At 42.9% G+C, this 20321-nt stretch carries 17 protein-coding genes; 4 read left to right on the top strand and 13 right to left on the bottom strand.

The window, feature by feature from the left end; genetic code table 11:
* Window positions 1-7: 7 nt before the first annotated feature.
* On the bottom strand, window positions 8-244 hold the full coding sequence (locus I4V84_RS03670; protein WP_118577612.1) for an HPr family phosphocarrier protein: 237 nt from the start codon (window positions 242-244) through the stop codon (window positions 8-10).
* A 13-nt stretch (window positions 245-257) separates the two neighbouring features.
* Window positions 258-1613 (bottom strand): gluconate:H+ symporter, encoded by a 1356-nt coding sequence (locus I4V84_RS03665; RefSeq protein ID WP_195991262.1) that lies wholly within the window; start codon window positions 1611-1613, stop codon window positions 258-260.
* 280 nt (window positions 1614-1893) lie between these two features.
* Between I4V84_RS03665 and I4V84_RS03660 the strand changes: the two genes are divergently transcribed.
* A complete protein-coding gene (locus I4V84_RS03660) occupies window positions 1894-2577 on the top strand; it encodes a FadR/GntR family transcriptional regulator (RefSeq protein WP_195991261.1) in 684 nt (227 codons plus the stop codon).
* A gap of 153 nt (window positions 2578-2730) precedes the next feature.
* Here the strand turns inward: I4V84_RS03660 and I4V84_RS03655 are convergent, their stop codons facing one another.
* From I4V84_RS03655 to I4V84_RS03640, 4 genes are all read right to left on the bottom strand, one after another.
* Entirely contained in the window at window positions 2731-3267 is a 537-nt protein-coding gene (locus I4V84_RS03655) for a DUF3877 family protein (protein ID WP_187565242.1), read from the bottom strand.
* A 196-nt stretch (window positions 3268-3463) separates the two neighbouring features.
* Window positions 3464-4258 (bottom strand): GNAT family N-acetyltransferase, encoded by a 795-nt coding sequence (locus tag I4V84_RS03650; RefSeq protein ID WP_195991260.1) that lies wholly within the window; start codon window positions 4256-4258, stop codon window positions 3464-3466.
* A gap of 162 nt (window positions 4259-4420) precedes the next feature.
* Window positions 4421-4921, bottom strand: a complete 501-nt coding sequence (locus I4V84_RS03645) for a hypothetical protein (RefSeq protein WP_226814881.1) — start codon at window positions 4919-4921, stop codon at window positions 4421-4423.
* Window positions 4922-4985: 64 nt separating this feature from the next.
* Window positions 4986-5471, bottom strand: a complete 486-nt coding sequence (locus I4V84_RS03640) for a sigma-70 family RNA polymerase sigma factor (protein WP_118577634.1) — start codon at window positions 5469-5471, stop codon at window positions 4986-4988.
* Between the two features lie 177 nt (window positions 5472-5648).
* On the opposite strand from I4V84_RS03640, the gene I4V84_RS03635 reads away from it, so the two are divergent.
* Together I4V84_RS03635 and I4V84_RS03630 are read left to right on the top strand one after the other, a co-directional pair.
* Window positions 5649-6188, top strand: coding sequence for a nitroreductase family protein (locus I4V84_RS03635; protein WP_195991259.1), 540 nt, complete (start codon window positions 5649-5651; stop codon window positions 6186-6188).
* 147 nt (window positions 6189-6335) lie between these two features.
* The gene (locus I4V84_RS03630) at window positions 6336-7457 is read left to right on the top strand and encodes a DUF362 domain-containing protein (RefSeq protein WP_195991258.1); all 1122 of its coding nucleotides are present in this window, start codon (window positions 6336-6338) and stop codon (window positions 7455-7457) included.
* 58 nt (window positions 7458-7515) lie between these two features.
* On the opposite strand, the gene I4V84_RS03625 is transcribed toward I4V84_RS03630, so the two are convergent.
* The 5 genes from I4V84_RS03625 to I4V84_RS03610 all read right to left on the bottom strand — a co-directional run bounded on the left by I4V84_RS03625 (window position 7516) and on the right by I4V84_RS03610 (window position 13103).
* Window positions 7516-8532 (bottom strand): DUF4143 domain-containing protein, encoded by a 1017-nt coding sequence (locus I4V84_RS03625; protein ID WP_226855076.1) that lies wholly within the window; start codon window positions 8530-8532, stop codon window positions 7516-7518.
* The gene (locus tag I4V84_RS19790) at window positions 8519-8635 is read right to left on the bottom strand and encodes a hypothetical protein (protein ID WP_270430591.1); all 117 of its coding nucleotides are present in this window, start codon (window positions 8633-8635) and stop codon (window positions 8519-8521) included. Before I4V84_RS19790 ends, I4V84_RS03625 begins: the two co-directional genes overlap by 14 nt.
* 198 nt (window positions 8636-8833) lie before the next feature.
* Entirely contained in the window at window positions 8834-10090 is a 1257-nt protein-coding gene (locus I4V84_RS03620; protein WP_226855077.1) for a transposase, read from the bottom strand.
* Window positions 10091-10145: 55 nt separating this feature from the next.
* Window positions 10146-10562, bottom strand: a complete 417-nt coding sequence (tnpA, locus tag I4V84_RS03615; RefSeq protein ID WP_195991290.1) for an IS200/IS605 family transposase — start codon at window positions 10560-10562, stop codon at window positions 10146-10148.
* A 504-nt stretch (window positions 10563-11066) separates the two neighbouring features.
* A complete protein-coding gene (locus tag I4V84_RS03610) occupies window positions 11067-13103 on the bottom strand; it encodes a beta-galactosidase (RefSeq protein WP_195991257.1) in 2037 nt (678 codons plus the stop codon).
* A 129-nt stretch (window positions 13104-13232) separates the two neighbouring features.
* Between I4V84_RS03610 and I4V84_RS03605 the strand changes: the two genes are divergently transcribed.
* Window positions 13233-13988 carry a PIG-L family deacetylase gene (locus I4V84_RS03605; RefSeq protein ID WP_195991256.1) on the top strand — a complete coding sequence of 252 codons (756 nt, stop codon included), beginning with the start codon at window positions 13233-13235 and terminating at the stop codon, window positions 13986-13988.
* Window positions 13989-14092: 104 nt separating this feature from the next.
* Here I4V84_RS03605 and I4V84_RS03600 read toward each other — a convergent pair whose 3' ends face one another.
* Both I4V84_RS03600 and ileS read right to left on the bottom strand, forming a co-directional pair.
* The gene (locus tag I4V84_RS03600; protein ID WP_334286007.1) at window positions 14093-16567 is read right to left on the bottom strand and encodes a glycogen/starch/alpha-glucan phosphorylase; all 2475 of its coding nucleotides are present in this window, start codon (window positions 16565-16567) and stop codon (window positions 14093-14095) included.
* A 28-nt stretch (window positions 16568-16595) separates the two neighbouring features.
* Entirely contained in the window at window positions 16596-19748 is a 3153-nt protein-coding gene (ileS, locus tag I4V84_RS03595) for an isoleucine--tRNA ligase (RefSeq protein WP_195991254.1), read from the bottom strand.
* Window positions 19749-20321 lie beyond the last annotated feature (573 nt).

The following is a 20321-nucleotide window of genomic DNA, read 5'->3' as shown; positions in this document are numbered from 1 at the left end:
CCATTTTTTATTCTCTGATAAGCTTTAAACTTTCCAGTGTTTTCCTGAGTTTCTCTTCGTCCTCTTCTTCTGCTCCAAGTTCTACATCATCAAATGTGGGAAGACTGAACACCCCCAGCATTGATTTCGCATCTACAATATATCTTCCACAGATCAGATCTACATTTTTCTCACATCCTGATGCAGCCTGCACCAGATGCTTGGCATCACACATATCTCTTAAATAAACCGGTATCTTTATCATTGCGTCCTGCCTCCTATGCAAAGATTGAAACAATAAAGCTTACAATAAGTGCCGTAACACCGATCAGTGTCTCCATGATCGTCCAAGATTTCAGGGTTGTCTTTTCGTCGATCTCAAGGAATGAGGTTACCAGCCAGAAGCCTGCATCATTCACATGGCTCAGTGCAGTTGCGCCGCCACAGATTGCACAGCACATAGCAGCTCTGTAAAGCATGCTGGTACCCATTACAGCCGGCATGGTTGCCATAATTCCGGATGCCATTGTCATCGCTACAATTGAACTTCCTACAGAAGCTCTGACCAGAAGTGCAATGAGAAATGCGATCAGGATCAATGGAAGCCCACTCTTCTCCAGCACCGGTCCGATAATATTTCCAAGGCCGGAATCCTGAAGCATCCATCGGATCACTCCACCGCTGGCAATGACCAGAAGAATCATACCTACCGGTCTGAGTGAATGATCCAGGATTTTCTTTAACTGGGCTCCTGTAAATCCTCGTTTGATTCCAAGGAAGTACATAGATGCCAGCGTTGCAATGGTTAATGCAAGGAATGGTTTTCCTATGAATCCCAGAACATCCTTTACTCCTTCCGGAAGCGGCATATACTTGGATAACGTGCTTAGAAGAATCAGAACCAGTGGAATCAGTATCACCCCTAAGACCAGTCCAAAGGGCGGAAGGTCTTTTCCATCGTCTTTAATCTCTTCCACATTTGCCGGAAGCTCTGTGTAAATCTTATTGCCAACAAAGCTTCCCCAGAAAATTCCGGAAACCATCATACAGATCAGCGCTGTCGGAACTCCTACCATGATCATAGTTCCCAGATTCACGCCAAGTGCATTTGCCACAAGTACCGAGCCAGCAGACGGCGGAACAAAAGCATAGCCACTTGCCAGACCGGAAAGAAGGGGAATCGCATAATACAGGGTGGATTTTCTGGTCTGTTTCGCAACGCTAAACACCAATGGGATCAATACCACAACACCAGCTTCAAAAAATACGGTGGTACCAATTACAAGTCCTGTAAGTCCAAGTGCCCAGCCGGCTTTTTTCTGGCCAAATTTACTGATCAATGTCTCTGCGATTCTCTGGGCTCCTCCGCTTACCTCCAGGATTCCGCCAAACATGGAACCAAGTCCTACCAGAAGCGCAATTCCCTGCAATGTCTTTCCAACACCTTTTTCTACCGTGTCCGAGATCATCGTAAGCGGCATTCCTGCTCCCGCTCCGATGATGATAGCGGAAATCATCATTGACAGAACCGGATGAAGTTTAAATTTGATGATCAGTACCAGCAGAACCACAATTCCCACCGCCGCCGCGATCATCAGTCTCATTGGATCCGCCGCAAAAGTTGTTTCTTCCATTTTTCTTTTTACCTCCTTAATTCATCTGATATTTTGCCTTCTTCCTATGAATTCGTCTGACCTATTTAGTCATTTTTATGTTTTTTACGTTGTTTAATGTCTTTTTTCTTGGAATTCATCTGATGTATTTATCATATATTCAATTCACTAAAAATGCAATACTGGAATTTTATCTAAAATTATATATCTGTTTTTGTATATTTTATCATTTTGACATTGAATCAAAAAAACCTTATCATAAAAAGTAAGAATTATAACTATCAGAAACGGAGCAAATCATATGATGAATTTGTTATCAGAAGAAAAAAGCCTTCCCCAAAAAATATCAGAGGATATTATTGCATTTATTTTAGAAGAAAACTTACAGCCAGGAGATAAATTACCGAATGAAACCATTCTTTCTGAGCGTCTGAATGCAGGAAGAAGTTCTGTACGGGAAGCCATGAAGCTTCTCGCATCCCGAAATATTGTTACGATCCGCCAGGGCTCTGGTACCTATATTGCCTCTTCCCCCGGAATGGTGGATGACCCACTGGGTTTTACCTTTATCGGCAATAAGCAAAAGCTGATCAATGACCTTCTGGAAGTGCGCTTCCTCCTTGAGCCCCCTATTGCTGCAATGGCAGCCACACGTGCCGATAAAAAAGACATAAAAAAAATCACCGCGCTTTGCGATGAAGTAGAAGACTTATTAAAAAAACATGAAGACCATACACAAAAGGATATAGATTTTCATGCAGCCATTGCTTTGAGCAGCAAAAACGTTGTGGTTCCAAGACTGGTTCCTGTGATTAACAGCTCAATCCCTCTGTTTGTAGAGACCACCAGAGGTACACTGCTGGAAGAAACCATCGAGACCCACCGTGAGATTGCGGATGCCATTGCCGCACATGACCCGCTCCGCGCACAGGATGCCATGTATCTGCATCTGGTTTATAACCGTAAGAGAATTCAGAGGCGTTAATCGGATATTGCAGACCCGCTTCGCTACTTGCTCATGAACGCAGTCGCTTCGCGACCTGTCAGTGGGAGCTGAAGGCTCCCACTGACAGAAGCATCCCCCTCACCCGCCGCTTAGTGCTCCGCACACTTGAAGTGGGGGAATGCTTATCTGCGTTCAAAATCCAAAATCCTCATAATCCTCTGGCAGAAATCTATGATAAATAAAGTGGAATCCCTCATCTTTAAAGCAGTAATAATACGCGTCATCTGCCTTATCCAGAAAGCGGATATAGAAATCAAATTCTCCATTGTCCATTTCCTGACACTCTGTTTTTTCCCAGTAAGAAGCAAACAGGTCAAGTAATTTCACTTTCGTACATTCATGCTTCTGAACCAGTTCAATGAGTACTTTAATAAATTCATTCTCTTTCATATTCTCATGTACATAGACACTTCCTGGCTCCGGTATATAAAAGCAGAATCTGTCCCCTTTATGAGACACCCTCACTTCTCCCAGTTTGGAAGTCAATTCTTCCGGCAGGTTCTGGAGACGGGCTGCCATTTCATCTGCGCTGTCCTGTGCAGAAAAGAAATGATTCAGGGAAGACAGCGGATAATATAAGTGAATCTTCTCTTCTTTAAATCCAAGCTTAGCCTGTTCTTCCTTTATTACATCTATTAAACTATTTTCCAGCTTCTCAAATCCAGTCATAAGTTCTCCTACTTCCACTAAAAAGCAGCCTTACATCCCATTCTTTCAGCTGAATGCTTCCGCTGTTTTTTTTAATTAGTTGACATTTTTCTTCTATTGTGAATGTTTTCTTTTATTTTTTATAACAAAAATCACAATTATACAATACTTCGCTTCAGCATTTCATATTCTATCATACTTCCAGGTTCGCCGCAACTTACTTTTTCACTTTATAAACCACATACTCATGGCTGAAATGATACCCCAGTTTCTCAGCCAGTCCTACTGACATTTTGTTAGCTGCATCCCAGTTTGGATAAAGCCCGCGTTTGTCACACTCCAGAAGCAGCCGCGCCGCTCCGATATATGCAAGACCTTTTCTCCGGTAGTCCTCACGGGTTACTACCTCAATTTCAATTCCACCATGACATCCAAGATTCTCGTCACTTCTTCTGCCATAACCAGAATAAGAGGAAATTCCGGCGACTACTTCCCCACCCGTTAAAATGCAAACACCAAGTCCATACTCTTTGTATTGACTATAGCTTTCGTAGTTTGCTGTCAAATCCTTACTCCACTGTGTATCTCTGCAAATTTCAAAAAGCGACTGGTCGATCAGTCTCATTTCATACTCTTTTTGCAGTTTCTCTGTCACCTTCAAAAGCGTCTCCAGATCAAAGATCCCAGGTTCCTTTTTGATTGCATAACGGATCGCTTTCTCTGCCTTCTCCCCGTAACATTCCACAATCATCTGTGCCCAGTCATCATTTTGCGGAACCAGAATCACTTCCTCTGATGCACTGTTTGCCAAAGCTCCAGAAATAACTTCTGATTCCGGTTTTCCACTCAAGAAGCAGAAATCTCCAAGCATAACAACACCACTCTCCGGTTTTTCCAGAGAATCCACATATATTTTTCCCATCACCCCCTGCAATGCTGACCAGACCACACTATCCTGCCAGCCTGCAAAAAGAGCACTGGCTCTGCCCGTTTCTATTAATTCATAAATCATATTCATCCCCCTTACGTAAATCAGGCGAGAGACCTTTGCCTCTCGCCATCCTTGCTTAGTTCATTTATCCAAACAGACATGTCGGTGACAGCACCATATATGAAAGTCAAAGTCAGCTGTTCCACGCCTGCGAAACGCTTTAGAACGTATTTGAAAAATGCTCTACGGTTCTATATATTTATCATTTGAAAAAGTGTACCCATTCTTATATTTCACCGTTAAATAGAATGTTTCTTTTCCATCTGTAACCTTTACAAAACACACATTATTATCATCAAATTTGTCGGTAATGTCAATACTCTGATTGTGAAAATAAACCCATACGCTTCCATCATCTTTATATTCTACATCCGGGGAATTAATTTCTTCCATAAGTTCTTCCGCTGTAAGGGCGCGCTGAGTTCCGTCAGCATCAATAGATACTCCACCGCCACCGGTCTGCTGAAGTGTGCCATCCTCATTATAGTATTCCATGGTATAAGTACCGTCATTGGAAACATCTAAAGTCGCCTGCGTCTGATCGCCATGGAGCCAGATCTGAACCGTGCGCTGGATGCCTCCAACATTCGCTGCATATGCAGTACCTGTTCCTCCAAGGATAATACAGCCTGCAATCACTGCAGCTGCAGTTTTCATTTTTGTTCTTTTCTGTAATTTTGCCATATTTTCAACCTCCTGTAATGAGCCCTTTGAAGTCTGCAATACGGAAAAAGCTTTTTTATATTTTTCACCATTCGTCATTTTCCCATTCCTCCTTTAAAGAATCCTTAAGCAAGGCTCTTCCCCTGGAAAGCCGAACCTTTACATTGCTTTCTGAAAGCTTCAGGATTTCGGCTATTTCCCTGACGAGATAATCTTCGTAATAAAACAAGTGAATCACAATGCGGTACTTGTCCGGAAGCTTCATTACCTCTTCAAACAAATCTCTTGACTGGGAATCTGGAAAAGAAAGAGTTTCCATATAATCCTCCAGAGAGCATTTATTTTTCTTCCAGAAAGTCCTGTTTATATTTTTCGCCTTATTGATAACCACACGAAGGAGCCATGCCCGGATGTGCTGCTCATTTTCAAATTCTTTTCTGCTGGTGTAATACTGAACAAACGTCTCCTGAACAGCATCCTCCGCATCCATCTGATTCTGACAGATATTAAACGCTGCGGTAAAAAGATTGTTCTGGTAGAGCTGGATCAGCTGTTGAACTGGTTGTCTCATGAGAACTCCTCTGGCTGCTGATCAGTATGAAAAGCAGCGGTCTGTTATTTTCTTGTGTCGGGTACCTTCACTAATTATACAAATAAAGAGGGAGAAAGGTTACAAAAAATTTTAACTTTTCACATCCAATGAATTATGCTAAAATACAGCCAAAACATACTTTAAGGGGGCTTTTTCATGGAATTTCAGACACTTATTGAGAACAGAAGATCTGTGCGTAAGTACAGTTCCCATACAAACGTTACCAAAGAGCAGATCCAGCAGCTTGTACAGGCCGCTTTGGAAGCACCATCATGGAAAAATACGGAAACAGGTCGTTATTACTGTGTTTTATCCGAGGATATGAGTCAGAAGCTTCGTAAAGAATGCCTGTGTTACGCGAATAACGATGTAAAAACTGAGCATGCAGCTTTGATTGTCACTACCTTCGTACATAACCGTGCCGGTTTCCAGACAGACGGCACTCCTGATAATGAGATTGAAAATGGATGGGGCTGTTACGACCTTGGTCTTCAGAACGAAAACCTGATTCTGAAAGCCACAGAGCTTGGTCTTTCTACTCTGATCATGGGACTTCGGGATGGGGACAAAATTCGTGAAATGCTTTCTATTCCGGAAAGTGAAACCATTGTTTCCGTTATTGCTGTAGGAAAAGCCGATGAGGAGCCCAGACGTCCGAGACGCAGAGAGTTGGAGGATGTTCTGAAGTTCTTTTAAAACGTGTTTGAAAAGGCTTTCTGCAAGATGTGAGTTACAATTTGTGGGAATGATTTTGAGGGCACGCTATAGTACAAAAATAACTTGACATTAAAGCAATCACAAGAATAATATGAAGATAAATAAAAATCAGAAATGAGGAATTTTATGGGAAAATCAACAGTATATTTCACCGACTTCCGCTGCAAGGTCGGCACAAGCCAGCTGGACAAGCTGAAAAAACTGTGCATTGCAGCCGGAATCAAAAACATTGATATGGATGGTAAATTCGTGGCCATCAAAATGCATTTCGGAGAACTTGGAAATCTTGCTTTCCTGCGCCCCAATTATGCAAAAGTAGTAGCCGATCTTTGTAAGGAGCTTGGAGGAATGCCGTTTCTTACTGACTGTAACACCCTTTATCCGGGAAGCCGCAAAAATGCCCTGGAGCACATGGATTGTGCGAATCTGAATGGTTTTAACACCATCACTACAGGCTGCCAGATTATTATCGGTGACGGACTTCGCGGTACTGATGATGTAGAAGTTCCTGTAGAGAATGCAGAGTATTGTCCAACTGCCAGAATCGGCCGTGCTGTAATGGACGCTGACATATTCATCAGTCTTACTCATTTCAAGGGACATGAAGCCACCGGTTTCGGCGGCGCAATCAAGAATATTGGTATGGGCTGCGGAAGTCGTGCCGGAAAAATGGCTCAGCACAATAGTGGTAAACCAGTTATCGAAACAGACCTTTGCCGCGGCTGCAAACGCTGTGCAAAGGAATGCGGAAGTGACGCTATTACATATCCGGAGAAAAAAGCGGTCATTGATTATGATAAATGCAAGGGCTGCGGCCGTTGTATCGGTGCCTGCAGTTTTGATGCAATTCACAACCCGCACAGCAATTCCAATGAGCTTCTCTGCCGTAAGATGACAGAGTATGCACAGGCAGTCTGTCATGGACGCCCATGCTTCCATATTGCTCTGGTTCAGGACATCAGCCCTAACTGTGACTGCCACGGCGAAAATGACGCTCCGATTCTTCCGGATATCGGAATGTTCGCAAGCTTCGATCCCATCGCTCTTGATCAGGCCTGCGTAGATGCATGTCTTGCTGCAGAACCAATCCGCAACAGCCAGCTTGGCGACAACCTTGCGAAACCGGAATGGCATTGCCACCACAACCACTTTATGGATTCCAATCCGAATGTAGAGTGGGAAGCAACTCTGGATCATGGTGAGAAGATTGGACTTGGAACAAGAAGCTATGAACTGAAGAGAATTTAATTAATAAACAGCTGCCGCATTATCAAAACACTTTGAACAATGCGGCAGCCGTTTAACTTTAAACTTTTTTTGCCAGATATCTTTTAATCAAAAAGGAGCAGAAATATGGAAATGTATAAATGCCATTTTCTATTCCCACATTGCAGTCAGCCAGTTTTATTCCCCACTTAATATCGCTGTAACTTTCATTATCAATCAGTTTTCTTAAAGATTTTGAGCGATTTTTATTTGCCTTTACTTCAACCGGAACCAGTTCATCTTTTGTCCTGACAAAAAAATCTTCTTCCAAAGTTGCATTTTCTTTTTTGTAATAATATAATCTTAATCCTTGTTTCAGAAACGCCTCTGCAACGAAATTTTCATATAAAGCCCCCTTATAAACACCCATATTTTTATTTGCACGTAAATCTTCCTGCGCTTCTTCATCTAAAGAGGCAATTAGCAGGCCTGTGTCTGGATAGTACAGCTTAAACTTCAATTCATCATAATTTCCTTTTAACGGCAATTCCGGATATTCCAGACAGTAGCAGACAGAAACAACTCCCGCATCCTTAAGCCAGTCAATACAGCCCGAATACTCTCTGCTTCTTGCGTTTTTCTCAATTTTACTTAACTGGAATTTTTTATTCTCTTTTGCCAGCTGTACCGGAACGCTTCGATATACACTGGCAATCTTCGTTTGTTCTAACCCTTCTGCATATTTTCTGATATCTTCTTCATAATCTAATTGAATCTGATGCTGAATTTCCAAAGTATCAGAAAATGTATTCGTTTCTATATATTGTCTGATCACTGCTGGCATGCCCCCAAGCACGCAATATTCAAGAAACAGTTTTTTGTAAACAGACAGCTCCGTATCAGAAAATGCTTTCCCAGAACACATATGTTCCAGGATCTGTTCGATGTGTAAATCTGAGTAACCCTTTGCCCAGAGCAACTCCTCAAAATCCATGGAAAACATTTCGTAATCTGTTTTATAGCCAACGCTATTGCTGTGGATCTTTTTATAGTTAATTCCAAGCAGAGATCCACTGCAAATTACATCAAATCTTCCATCCAGCTTAAAAGCCTTCAAAGAAGTGGCAATATCCGTCACTTAATATAGTTTTATACTGCCCCTCCAGCACAAAATTTATAAAAACTATATTCTCATAATTTTCACTTGCAAAATGAACAATAGATTCCGTTTTCCCAATCTGTCTTGCACCTTTAATGATTAGCGGAAGCCTGTTTTCTTTATCCTTCCACTGTCTTAAATAACTATCTACCTTTCTCGTGAACTACTCGGCAACTAAGTTACCAGAGCATCTGAAATCTGGCGGGATACCGCCTTTTTTCAGGGTGCGTCCATGACACCAATACTGCTTGCCTTTCGGCTATACAGCTACTTTTATTATTTCTGGATTTTTTAGTCCGGTTACGGACAGTTCCTTCTGCTTTCCGGATACGGAAAGATATTTCCGCAGGATATTAAATGCTCCTACTGCATCGGCATTATATCTTACTCCGTTGGTTATATATATGCCCCGTTCTTTTCGGTTTGATGCTTCTGCATATCTTTTTGATACTTCTGGTGCTAACGGACTGCACTGGCTGGTATAGTTTTCTTCCCGTTTTATCAATTGTATTCCATACAGTTTCAGCTTATATTCCAGCATGATATACAGCTTGTTATATGGCAGTTCGTGTAACTTCTGGTTGGTCTTATGCCCCATATCATTTTCTTTGCGGATGTTTCGGATGTCTCCCACAACCACACAGCGGATGTCTTCTTTTCTGCAGTATTCTGCAATCCATCTGGTCACTTTATAAAGATAATCCTTCACTGCATTCTGCTTTTTCCTGTAAAGCCTCTGGATATGTTTCGATGATCTTGGATATTTTATCCCTCTTTCCGACTGCTGTGCATACCATACAGACTGTACTCTGGCAATCTCTTTATGAAAATATCTTTCCAACGAAAGATATTTCCTTCCCAGGATAAAAGTCCTGCCATTTCCGGAATCATAACAGGTCATCAGATTATGAAGCCCAAGATCAACAGATAAATAATGTCCATTCTGAGAAAGCTGTTCCGGCTCTTCAATCTCATAGATAACAATAAGGTCACATGTTCCATTTTCCGGCGGATAGATCCGCAGCTGTTTTATATGATCCATGTCCCTGAAAATCTTATTTTCAAGATATAGAAATTTTTCATGGATCCCGTATGTTTCTTCCATATAGCTTTTCAGATCTTTTGGCAGCGACAGACGCAATTGATCTGAACCTTTCTCATGCCGGATCCCCATCTGCATGTATGTAACCGGGATATTGTCCTGTTTAAAACGGGGCGGATTTGGAGCTTTGATTCCTCCGGTCTTTTTCAGGACATAAAAAGATTTCCATGCCTTGTCCAGCTGCTTGCAGGTCTCCTGCGCTGTCTGTGACGGAAGCTGTTTATACCACAGATTTTCTTTATGTGCTTTTTTCTGATAATACCAGTCAGGATACTTTTCCAGTCCCAGTTCTTTATAATGATGGCGTTCATAGTTGCAGACATTCCAGAGTTTGGAAGCTGCATAACACATATGTCCTATAATGTTGGAATATTCCGGCCGGATTTTTACAGATGTCCTGTGTGACAGCAGCATTCCTCTTTCCCCCTTCCAGCAGCTATGCAGATAAAAATTTACCCTTCACCTTGATTTAATACGATTTGCTCTGATGTTCAATATAACGGCGGATATTTTCTTCAGATACAGACCCGATTGTTTCCACATAATAGGAATGATTCCATAGCTCTCCCTTCCACAGCTGGTTTCTTATTTCCGGAAAACGTTCGAATAATTTTCTGCCGGTGATCCCTTTCAGATACTTGACAATTACTGTTATAGACAGCTTTGGTGGAGCTGATACAAAGCAATGGACATGGTCTCCTTCACCACATTCAAATAAATGAACAGTAAAGCCCTTATCCTCAGCAATCTGCTGCACCAGTTCCTGAAGGTATTCCTCAATATCTGGGGTTAATATCTTCCGTCGGTATTTCACCGACCATACCATATGGTAGTTAATATTATATACACAAGTTCTATAATGTATTAGATTTTCTTTCATACATATAGTATAACATAATGAATTGAAACATGCAATGAAAACCGAACATATTTTCGACTTGTTGTATGCCGGTTACGGCATTAATATCAAAGAGCTTAATATCAAAGAGTAAAGAGATTATTATATTATTTCAATGTGCAGATATGCACAATTCTACGCTTTCATCTCGGTAATTGAATTGCCGAGGATTCCCGCTTATCGTCCTAAAATACATAGTCTCACCCCTTCAAGAAAAGTCATCACGTTTTATAAGCTTTTATTCGCAATTTTCTCACGTTTTTCATTACTATCTTAACACAAAAATCACGTTTTATGTGCATTAAATTATTTAGACCTATATCCGCTTTCCTTACAACCACAATCAGACCAGGCAGAAAGCCGCCAGCATATAAACCAACACACGGACCAAACAAATCACGCTACTGGTGTTCCAAACAAATACTGGTAACACAAAAAGTTCCGGTAACCGATGTCTTTCCACCGTTTACCGGGACTTTTTATGGTTTCTTTTTAAGCTTCTTCCACGATTTTCACACCCCATGCAGGCATTTGGAGAGCGGTGCCATTTTCTACGGCGGTGTTTTCTAACAGCTCTATGCCATTTTTATAATCATAAGGCATTTCCAGTTCCATACCAGAATAATTCAAGAAATAACAAACAGTTTTTCCCAGATCATTCAAACCTTTTCGCACAATAATTGGGTAGTGGTATTCTGGGATTTCTACGCCTGCTTCCGGGAGCACGGCTTTATAAACGGACTTCAGGGTTTCCTCGTCTGTCATGCAGCCGATGTATACGGCCTGGCCTTTTCCGTAGTGGTTTCGGGTGATAGCGGCGTAATCTTTCCAATTATAGTGCTCGTAAGATGCCAGCACTTCTGCTCCTTCCGAAACCAGAAGCTCCATAAATACATTCGCAGCTGGGTGTGCATTGCCTTTCTGATCTGGTTTTTCCGGAATGACTTCCCCTGTTAAGCCTACATTTTTCGGGAAAGTGAACTGATCGTAATGGACTCCGAAGCAGTTGCTCAGAATATGTGGCTGCACCTGATGACTTACCTTCACATTTTCATTTGCAAAAGCAGTTTTAAAGGATGCAATCAGGGTTCCGCCATTTTCCACATACTGTTTTAACCGTATGAGAAGCTCATCAGGTGCCGCATACAGGGCTGGTACTACAATTGCTTTATATTGCTCCAGATTCTCGGACTCTGGCCAGATGAAATCGCATTCTACGTTCATGTGATACAGAGTATCGTACATCCAACGCATAACGTCATTATAATAGATACTCTTAGCATCCGCGCCGGGTGCCTGTTCCTGGATTCGGAACCAGTTCAGGGCAGTAAGCGCTTCATTGCTGACCAGTACTGCCACTTCATTTTTCTTCTTCAGATTAACCAGATGTTTTCCAAGGCGGGCAAACTCGTTACCAATTATGCAGGCTTCCCTGTAAGTGGCATTTTCCTGGAAATCATGGCTGAGCAGGCCTTTCCAGTATGTCTCAAAAGAATTATGGATGGAATGCCAGTGCCAGTACATCACGCTGTTTGCGCCAGATGCCAGGTGACTGTATGCCTGTAGTCTCAACTGTCCTTTATATGGTGTCCATCCAGGAAATCCCTGTGCTTCGGTTTCAATTACCAGATAGTTGTCCTGTTTCAGGGATCGGATCAGATCTCCGCCGAATGCAATTTCTGCGCCAGTGAGGTCATCCTGTGTAGGATGGTAAATATCGGTTCCTGCAATTGTCAGGCACTGGGACGCATGAAAATGGTTTACATAAGGCTGAATGCCATAGGAATATCCACGCCACTCAAAATCCAGATTATGGGTTACAAACTGGTCTTCTCTTCTATATTCATTTACAATATCCGCCTGCCAGCCAAGGAATTTGTCAACCAGGGTTCTCTGGAATTTCTCAAATTCTGCGCCAAGACTTCCGTTGATGGTTCCGCGCACATCCGGGAAATCCTCCCAGGCGTTGATTCGGTTGCTCCAATAATCCAAGCCAAATTCGTAATTCAGGGCATCCAGATCATCATGGAATTTTTCACGGATATATTTCACAAACTGCTCCTGCACATTTTTGCCCGCAGTTCCATAATATTTCGTCTCATTATCCAGCTGGAAACCGATGACGCACTTTCTATGTGCTGTGCGCTTCATCAGTTCCCGTATCACACGCTCCGCATAGAAAAGGTACACCGGATGGGTAATATCCATAATCTGACGGGCGCCGTAAATACCTCTTCCCTTTACTGTCTCAGCCAAAACATCCGGATGCGCCTTCACCATCCATGTAGGCACAGCATAGGTAGGCGTACCGATAATCACATTGATTCCTGCCTCTTCCATGGCATCCATTACTCTTTCCACATGGGAAAAATCAAATACGCCTGGCTGCGGCTCGCAGGTACTCCAGGTAGACTCGGCAATTCGAACGGTATTGATTCCCGCTTTTTTCATCATTTCCACATCTTTATCCAGGCGGTCATATGGCATGTACTCATCATAATATGCTGCTCCATAAAGAAGTTCTTTCATGTTCATCCTCCATTATTTTTTATGGCATTATATCTTAGCTTGTAACTTATCTCAAATATAGTATAATTATTACAAATAATCAATTTCGATTTCGTCTATACAAATAAACTCAGAAATGGAGTACCTGATATGAAAAATAATTTTTCTCCCAGTTCCAACACTGCCAGCCTTTTTTCCTGGTTTGTGCGGCACTGGAAACAGTTACTGGCGGCAATTGTAATACTAATCGCGATTGCCTTTGCCTGCCATAAGCTTTATCTTTTTTATCCTTACCTGAATCTGCCCCATGTAACTGCTGCCGATCTGGACGCCCTTGATCTGGATGGTTACGACAAGGTGATGTTTGTGGCGCACCCAGATGATGATTTGCTCTGGGGTGGACGGCACTTGATTGAAGACGATTATCTGGTAGTGTGTATGACCCGTGGAAATGATCCGGTTCGAAGCGCAGAATTTAAATCCGTAATGGAAGCTACCGGGGACAAACATCTGATTCTTTCCTACCCGGACAAAATCGGAAAAGATCGCAGCAGCTGGAACTACTGGAAAAAAGATATGGAAGCAGATATTGCCACAGTCCTGAACTACAAAGACTGGAAACAGGTTGCCACTCACAATGCAGACGGTGAGTACGGCCATCATCACCACCAGATGACTCACCAGCTTGTAGCAGAAGCCTATAAAGAGACAGACTGCAATGCTGATTTCTATTCTTTTGGAACGTATTATGTAAACGACAAGGTTCCCTACGACCTTGAAGAAATGCCTAAAGATCTTTATATACAGAAGCGCAAGCTGGCAAAGCTCTATGTCAGTCAACGGACTACCGTAAGGAAAATGTATCATATGCTGCCCTATGAGTACTGGCAGAAAGAAGATTTCTGATCTTATATAAAAAGCTGTGTCTATGCCAGAATTTATTTATCCTGGCATGAACACAGCCTTTATTATTTCTTATAATTTTTTTCGCAAAATGAATCTGCCCTTATTTATTTCTCAGCAGCCTCGCTCTTGGTTACAACAACCTTATCCAGATGCCAGATATCATCTACATACTCCTGGATGGTTCTGTCAGAGGAGAATTTACCACTGCATGCAGTGTTCAGAAGCGCCATCTTCGCCCACTTCTTCTCATCCTTATAAGCTGCCTCCACTCTCTTCTGAGCCTCAGCATAGGATCTGAAGTCTCCGAGAATGAAATACTGGTCTGCTCTGGAGCAGTTCTTAGTGTTCAGAAGAGAATCATAGATATCTCTGAACAGCTCTGTATCGCTGGAGAAGGTTCCATTGATCAGCTGCATCAGTACCTGACGGATCTCAGCATCTGTGTTGTAGATAAAGTCTGGATCGTATCCGCCATGGTTCTCATAATTAATGATCTGGTCAGCGCTCATACCGAAGATGAATGCGTTCTCCTGACCAACTTCCTCAACGATCTCTACGTTTGCACCGTCCATGGTTCCAAGTGTAGGAGCACCGTTCAGCATGAACTTCATGTTACCTGTACCGGAAGCCTCTTTACTTGCAGTAGAAATCTGCTCGGAAACATCTGCTGCTGCAAAAATCAGCTCAGCATTGGATACTCTGTAGTTCTCAATAAATACAACTTTGATCTTGCCATTAATAGACGGATCGTTGTTTACAACATCTGCTACGCAGTTGATCAGTTTGATGATCTTTTTCGCACGCTCATATGCTGCAGAAGCTTTTGCGCCAAAGATGAAGGTTCTTGGATAGAATTCCATCTCCGGATGTAATTTAATCTGGTTGTACAGATAGATTACATGAAGGATATTGAGAAGCTGTCTCTTATACTCATGAAGTCTCTTAACCTGTACATCGAAAATGGAGTGAGGATCAACTTCAACACCATTGTGCTCCAGAATATATTTTGCAAGACGCTGTTTGTTCTGGAATTTAATATTCATAAACTCCTGAAGAGCCTTCTCATCGTCAGCATATACCTTCAGCTTGCTGATCTGGGAAAGATCTGTGATCCAGTCTGGTCCAATATGGTCTGTGATCCATGCAGCAAGATTCTGGTTTCCGTGAAGAAGGAAACGTCTCTGAGTGATACCGTTGGTTTTGTTATTAAATTTCTCTGGCATCATCTCATAGAAATCTTTTAACTCCTGATTCTTCAGGATTTCTGTATGAAGTCTTGCAACACCATTTACAGAGAAGCCTGCAACGATTGCAAGGTGAGCCATCTTAACCTGTCCGTCATAGATGATTGCCATCTTTTTGATTTTCTCATAGTTTCCAGGATATCTGTTCTGTACTTCAATGATGAAACGACGGTTGATCTCTTCGATGATCTGATATACACGTGGAAGAAGTCTGGAAAACAGCTCGATCGGCCATTTCTCAAGAGCTTCAGCCATAATGGTATGGTTGGTGTAAGCAACACATTTGGTAGTTACAGCCCATGCATCATCCCAGCCAAGACCTTCCTGATCCATAAGGAGACGCATAAGCTCAGCAACAGCCATAGTCGGATGAGTATCATTCATCTGGAATACGACTTTCTCGTGGAGCTTCTTGATATCATCATGTGTTTTCTTATATTTCTCAATTGCAGCCTGAATACTTGCAGATACGAAGAAGTACTGCTGTTTCAGACGAAGCTCTTTACCGGACATTTTATTATCGTTCGGATAAAGAACGTTTACGATATCCTTTGCGAGGTTCTCCTGCTCAACGGCTTTCTTGTAATCACCTTTGTCAAAGGAATCAAATCCAAACTCTTCGATAGCAGCAGCATCCCAGATACGAAGTGTATTTACTACATTGTTCTCATAACCAACGATCGGCATATCGTATGGGATTGCCTTTACTGCCTGATATCCTTCATGGACAAATTTGTTCTGGCCGGTTGCCTGGTCATATTCAACTCTTACATATCCCCCGAAATGTACCTCTTTTGCGTACTCCGGACGACGAAGCTCAAATGGATAGCCTTCTTCAAGCCATGCATCCGGAACCTCAACCTGGTATCCGTCTCTGATTTCCTGTTTGAACATACCATAACGGTAACGGATTCCGCAGCCATATGCACTGTATCCAAGTGTTGCAAGGGAATCAAGGAAACATGCTGCAAGTCTTCCCAGACCGCCGTTTCCAAGTGCCGGATCCGGCTCCTGATCCTCAAGTGCATTGATGTCGATTCCAAGCTCTTCAAGAGCTTCTTTCACTTCACCGTATGCGCCAAGGTTTAAAAGGTTGTTTCCAAGGGCACGTCCCATAAGAAACTCCATGGACATATAATATACGATCTTCGGATCCTGCTTTTCATAAGCGTTCTGTGTATCAAGCCAGTTATCGATGATCACATCCTTCACTGTGTAGCTTACTGCCTGGAAAAGCTGCTCCTGAGTTGCCTCTTCAAGCTTTCTGCGGTAAAGAAACTTAACGTTGTCTTTTACACTTTTCTTGAAGGTTTCTTTGTCAAACTGTTTGTCAATCATTTTGATCCTCCTGTTGTATGTTAAATCAAAGCTTTGTAACACCAAGAGTTACATGCTCTTTATTAATATTCCACTCTTTTACATAACCATCTGTCTCGCCATAAACGACTTCCTCAGCCAGAACTTCAGATTTGATCTCAGCCTCGTTTGCCTTCATGGTCTCGATAATCTTGTCATTATCTTTTACAGATACACGGATCTTATCCATAACCTCAAAGCCAGCCTCTTTACGCATGGTCTGTACTTTACTGATGATTTCGCGGACAAATCCCTCTTCGATCAGCTCAGGTGTCAGGTTGGTATCCAGAACAACTGCAGTCTCGCCTTCAGACTCTGTTACATAACCTTCTGTCTGTGCAGTCTCGATGAGCAGGTCTTCCTCTGTAAGCTCAACCTTGTTTCCATCAATATCAAGTACAAGTACACCGTTTGCTTTCAGGTCGTTCATTGCCTTGCTACCGTTGATTTCTGCAAGTGCAGCACGGATTCCGCCAAGAAGCTTGCCGTATTTCGGTCCCACTGTACGAAGCTGTGGCTTGAAGCTGTAGGAAATGAAGGATTCCACGTCATCTGCGAATTTCACTTCTTTTACATTCAGCTCGTCTGCAATAATGTCTGTGAAATATTTATCCATCACCCTCGGAGCTTTTACATACATGGTTCCAATTGGCTGACGGTTCTTGATGTTTGCTGTGTTACGGCATGCACGGCCAAGAACAACAACATCCAGAACTTCTTCCATGTTTTCTTCCAGATCCTTGTTGATCCACTCTTCCTTTACTTCCGGGAAGTCGCAGAGATGGATACTCTCAGGAGCTGTTTTGTCCAGAGATCTTACAAGATTCTGGTAAATATCCTCTGTCATGAACGGGATCATCGGAGCTGCTGCCTTGGCAACTGTTACCAGTGCTGTGTAAAGAGTCATATAAGCATTGATCTTATCCTGCTCCATGCCCTTTGCCCAGAAACGCTCACGGCAGCGTCTTACATACCAGTTACTCATTTCGTCTACAAAGCCCTGAAGTGCTCTTGCAGTCTCCGGAATCTTATAGTCGTTCAGATCCTCGTCAACAGTCTTTACAAGTGTATTCAACTTGGAAAGAAGCCACTTGTCCATAACCGGAAGCTTGTCGTAGTCAAGTGTATATTTGGTAGCATCGAAGTTATCAATATTTGCATAAAGTACAAAGAATGCATAGGTATTCCACAGTGTACCCATGAATTTACGCTGTCCTTCCTGAACAGCCTTGCCATGGAAACGGTTCGGCAGCCATGGTGCACTGTTAATGTAGAAATACCAGCGGATTGCATCTGCTCCGTAGGTTTCAAGTGCATCAAACGGATCGACTGCATTTCCTTTGGACTTACTCATCTTCTGTCCATTCTCATCCTGTACATGTCCCAGAACGATAACGTTCTTATATGGAGCCTTATTAAACAGAAGAGTAGACTCAGCAAGAAGAGAATAGAACCATCCTCTTGTCTGGTCAACAGCCTCGGAAATAAAGTTGGCCGGGAACTGCTGTTTGAACAGTTCCTGATTCTCAAATGGATAATGATGCTGTGCAAATGGCATTGCTCCGGAATCGAACCAGCAGTCAATAACCTCCGGTACACGGTGCATAGTGCCGCCGCACTCCGGACACTTCATGGTAAGCTCGTCAATGTATGGGCGGTGAAGCTCTACTGTCTTGGCGCGCTCGTCACCAGTTTTCTCATAGAGATCCTGACGGCTTCCAACAGATTCCATATGACCGCAGCTGCACTCCCAGATATTCAGTGGAGTTCCCCAGTAACGGTTACGGCTGATTCCCCAGTCCTGAACGTTCTCAAGCCAGTCGCCGAAACGTCCTTTACCGATGCTCTCCGGGATCCAGTTAATGGTGTTGTTATTGCGGATCAGGTCATCTTTAACAGCTGTCATTTTAATAAACCAGGATTCTCTTGCGTAGTAGATCAGTGGTGTATCGCAACGCCAGCAGTGTGGGTAATCATGCTCAAATTTCGGAGCATCGAACAGCTTGCCTTCTTTTTCAAGATCAGCCAGTACCATTGGGTCTGCTTTCTTAACAAATACACCGGCATATGGTGTCTCAGCAGTAAGATCACCCTTGCCATCTACAAACTGTACAAACGGAAGGTCATATTCACGTCCTACACGGCTGTCGTCTTCACCAAATGCAGGAGCGATATGAACAATACCGGTACCATCACTCATGGTAACGTAGTTATCACATACGAGATAATGCGCTTTCTTGCCCTTGGATGCTACATAGTCACCTGTGCATTTAAACAGCGGCTCATATTCCTTGTATTCCAGGTCTTTTCCTTTATAGGTTTCCAGAACCTCATATGCAGGCTCTTCTTCCTTTGCAAGCTTGCCAAGTACTTTGTCAAGAAGTGCTTCTGCCATATAATAAGTGTATCCGTCTGCTGCTTTTACTTTACAGTAAGTCTCATCCGGATTTACGCAAAGTGCAACGTTAGAAGGCAGTGTCCACGGTGTTGTGGTCCATGCCAGGAAATATGCATCCTCTCCAACCACTTTGAAACGTGCGATTGCAGAACGCTCTTTTACTAATTTATAGCCCTGGGAAACCTCCTGGGATGAAAGCGGGGTTCCGCAGCGTGGACAGTAAGGAACGATCTTGAAGCCTTTGTATAAGAGGCCTTTGTCCCAGATTTCTTTCAGTGCCCACCACTCGGACTCAATGTAGTTATCCTCGTAGGTTACGTATGGATGCTCCATATCAGCCCAGAAACCAACTGTTGAGGAGAAATCCTCCCACATTCCTTTGTATTTCCAGACGCTCTCCTTACACTGCTGGATAAATGGCTCCATACCGTATTCCTCGATCTGCTCTTTTCCGTCCAGACCAAGCTTCTTCTCTACCTCAAGCTCTACCGGAAGACCATGGGTATCCCATCCGGCTTTACGAGGTACCATGTAGCCTTTCATTGCGCGGTATCTCGGAATCATATCCTTGATAACACGGGTAAGTACATGGCCGATGTGTGGCTTGCCGTTTGCAGTTGGCGGTCCGTCGTAGAATGTGTAAGTCGGACCTTCTTTACGATTTTCCATACTTTTTTCAAAAATATGGTTTTCTTTCCAGAATTCTTCTACTTTTTTCTCGCGATCTACGAAATTGAGATTCGTGTCTACTTTCTGGTACAAAGTTTTTTCCTCCTTAAATTAATTGTTGCTGTCTGCACTGGCGGACAACTTGTTAGATGAAAGCCGATGCTGTATTGGACTTCCAGAGTACGCAGTCAAAACGCCAGAGGAGTTTCCTTATATAAGAAAAGCCTCCATCCCTGCAAAAGGACGAAGGCTGTCAGCACTCGTTATACCACCTGTTACAATGTACAGGCCCGCTGCCGCGACCGATACATGCTCCCTATAACGGGGGAATTCCGTTATCTCTTACTTGAAAGCTCCGAATATATGCTATGTTCATTCCTGCATCGGTAAAACACAAATATATTTCCAGCGGAATTCAGAGATAAAACTCCGGAGTGATCTTCGGCTGTGTCTACTTGCGGCGGGCTTGCACCGTCCCCGTCTCGCTGAAAAGATCCCTGGCTCTCGCCCCTCGTGACCTTAAACGTTCAAAATCAGCTTACTGTCTCCATCGCAGTCTTTACCTATGATGTTTTCTTGTCTATTATAAGGGGCATAATTTCTATATGTCAAGTGTTTTTCCGCTGAAAAAATGGAGAGAACAGGGGAAAATATTGCTGGATTTGT

It is taken from the genome of Ruminococcus sp. 1001713B170207_170306_F1 (assembly GCF_015668065.1).
In the GTDB taxonomy this organism is placed as follows: Bacteria; Bacillota; Clostridia; order Lachnospirales; family Lachnospiraceae; genus Blautia_A; species Blautia_A faecis.
The sequence above is the reverse complement of the archived record's forward strand: the minus strand, read 5'-3'. Positions and strand labels throughout refer to the sequence as shown.